This is a genomic window from Desulfocurvus sp. (genome assembly GCF_023230885.1).
Lineage (GTDB): Bacteria > Desulfobacterota > Desulfovibrionia > Desulfovibrionales > Desulfovibrionaceae > Desulfocurvus.
Genome location: NZ_JALNWM010000292.1, coordinates 1 through 2,679, shown reverse-complemented (window position 1 = coordinate 2,679; position 2,679 = coordinate 1). Strand labels below are relative to the sequence as shown.

The window sequence follows — 2,679 nt, the reverse complement described above, 5'->3', positions numbered from 1 at the left end:
TTCGGTTTCGAAGATGGCGGCGAAGCGGGTGATGCCGACCATGTCGAAGACCTTGCGGAAGTTTTCGGACAGGCCGGTCATGGCCACGGCAGTGCCCTTGCGCTCGCAGTCGGACAGCAGCTGGATCAGCACGGCGATGCCCGCGCCGTTGATGGACGCGTTGTCCTCGAAGCGCAGGGCCACCCGGCCCCCGGGTTCGATGCGCTCGAAGGCCGCCAGGAGGACCGGCTCCGAATGGGAGGTGACGCTGCCCTTGACCTCCACCACGGTCACGCCGTTTCCGGCGGGCCGCACGCCGACCTCGTCCTGCTGGTCGCGCGCCAGTTGCAGGCGCTCCTTGGCCCGGCGCAGGGCCGCGTCCAGGTCGGCCTTCTGGATGGGCTTGTTGATGAAGTCCGTGGCGTTGAGGTTCAGCGCCGAGATGGCGATGTCCATGTCGCCGTGGCCGGTGATGACGATGACCTCGGCCAGGGGGTCGATCTCCTTGATGCGTTTCAGGACCTGGAGCCCGTCCATGCCGGGCATCTTGATGTCCGTCAGCACGATGGGCGGGCGCTCGGCCTGGAAGACCTCCAGGCCCTCCTCGCCGCTTTCCGCCGTCAGCACCTCGTAGCCGTAGGCGCCGAGGAACAGCTTGAACATGGACAGCGTGGGCCGCTCATCGTCTATGACCAGGATCTTGCTCATGTCCATTCCTTTGCTCTTGCGCGGGTGGGAAGGCGAGCCGGAACGTGGTGCCGGCCCCGATACGCGAGGTGACGGATATCTCGCCGCCGTAGTCTTTCACGATTCCGTATGAAATCGCAAGCCCGAGGCCCATGCCCTTGCCGGTTTCCTTGGTGGTGTAGAAGGGCTCGAAGATCTTGTCCACCTGGGACTGGTCGATGCCGCAGCCCGTGTCGCCCACGGTGATGACGACCCGGCCGTTCTCCGCGAAGGTGCGCAGGGTCACCTGTCTGTGGTCCAGGGCCCCGTCGTCGGGGTCGGACCACATGTTGATGGCGTCGCGGGCGTTGGAGACGAGGTTGAACAGCACCTGTTGCAGGCGGTTGTCGTGGGCGCGGATGGGCGGCAGGTTCTCGGCCAGGTCCAGGGTCACGCCGATGCGCTGGATGTCCAGCTGGCGGCCGATGATCTTGAGCACGGCGCGCACGGAGCGGTTGGGGTCCAGGTTTTCGGGGGTCATGCCCGACTTGCGCCCGAACTGGCGCAGGGTGTTGATGATCTCCGTGGCGCGGTCGACCTGGATGCTCATTTCGCGGGTGACCTGCGCCAGCTGCTCGCCGGGGACCTGCCCGTCCTGGTCTACGAGCATGGCCAGGAAGTCGCTGCCCATCTTGATGGCGTTGAGCGGCTGGTTCAGCTCGTGGGCGATGCCCGCGCTCATCTCGCCCAGGGTGGTCATCTTGCTGGCCTGGATGAGCTGGGCGTCTTTTTCGATGATGTCGGTGATGTCGGTGGTGGAGACGATGAGCGCTTCGCGGCCGCCGTAGCGGGTGGCGCAGGCGTGCATGTTCACGAAGAAGGGCTGGCCGTTCTTCTTGTGGTGGATGGCCTTGGGGTAGAACACGCACTGCCCGGGCCCGGCCTCATGCTGGGCGAAGGTGGTCAGCGAGCCGACGGTGTCCTCGGTTTCCAGGGCGTGGAAGGTCATGCCCAGCAGCTCGCCCTCGGTGTAGCCGTATATCTCCTCGGCCCGGGGGTTCACGTCGAGCACGCGCAGGGTGCTGCGCGCCAGGACGAAAATGGGGTCCGGCCCGGCGTCGAACAGCGAGCGGTACTTGGACTCCGACTCGCGCAGCCGGTTGCGGTAGAGCTTGATGGAGCGCACCATGTAGGCGAAGGAATCCGCGAGCTGGAGCACCTCGTCGCCGCTCTGCCTGCGGCGGATGACGCATTCGCGGCAGTAGGGCGGCTTTTCGGGCTGCGGCCCGCCGGGGGACACGGGGCCCAGGGTGCGGTCCACATGCCAGCAGGGCAGGTCGGAGTTGTGGTAGGCCGGGCAGCGCTCCTCGCGGGCGTGGTCCGAGAGGATGTCCTCGTACTGCTTGCCCAGGTCCAGGCGGAAGTTGAGGTTGCCCTTGCTGATCTCGTCGGACATTTCGATGAGCTTGGTCACCGGCAGGGTGATGTAGCCCGACAGGCGGTGGCTGATCCAGGAGATGATGACCACCACCAGGGCGATGAAGCCCAGGAAGGTGATGCGCAGCTTGGAGACCAGCCGGTCGATGTGGCGCTGGTTCAGCCCGACATGGACCGTGGCGATGCGGTAGATGCCCTCCATCATGGGCACGGCGATGTCCAGGGCCGGTTCGCCGTCCACCTCGATCTGCTTCACGGCGGCGGGGGGGCGCTCGCCCGTCAGGGCGTTCTCGTGGCGCAGGCCCTCGGGGAAGGGCCGGATGAAGGTGTGCGCCAGCACCTCGTCCTCCGGCCCGGTGATGAACACATAGGACACCAGGTCGCGCCGTTCGCCGAGCTTGCTCATGTCGAAGAGCAGGGCCGTGAGGGCCGGGTGGTTGCCGTCGAGCACAAAGCCGCTGCCCTGGTCGGCCACGGACTGGGCGATGGCGATGCCCCGGTGCTGCAACTCCGAGGTCAGGCTGGAGAGCAGGATCCAGCGCGCCAGAAGGGCGATGGCCACGCTGATGCACATGATCACCGCCAGGATGGAAAAGG

At 66.3% G+C, this 2,679-nt stretch carries 2 protein-coding genes; both read right to left on the bottom strand.

What is annotated here, in order from left to right; all coding sequences use genetic code 11:
- Window positions 1–687 (bottom strand): response regulator (locus M0P34_RS14820; RefSeq protein WP_291500507.1); only part of this gene is annotated, 687 nt, incomplete at its 3' end.
- Window positions 659–2,679 (bottom strand): ATP-binding protein (locus tag M0P34_RS14815; protein ID WP_291500504.1); only part of this gene is annotated, 2,021 nt, incomplete at its 5' end. The genes M0P34_RS14820 and M0P34_RS14815, both read right to left, overlap by 29 nt.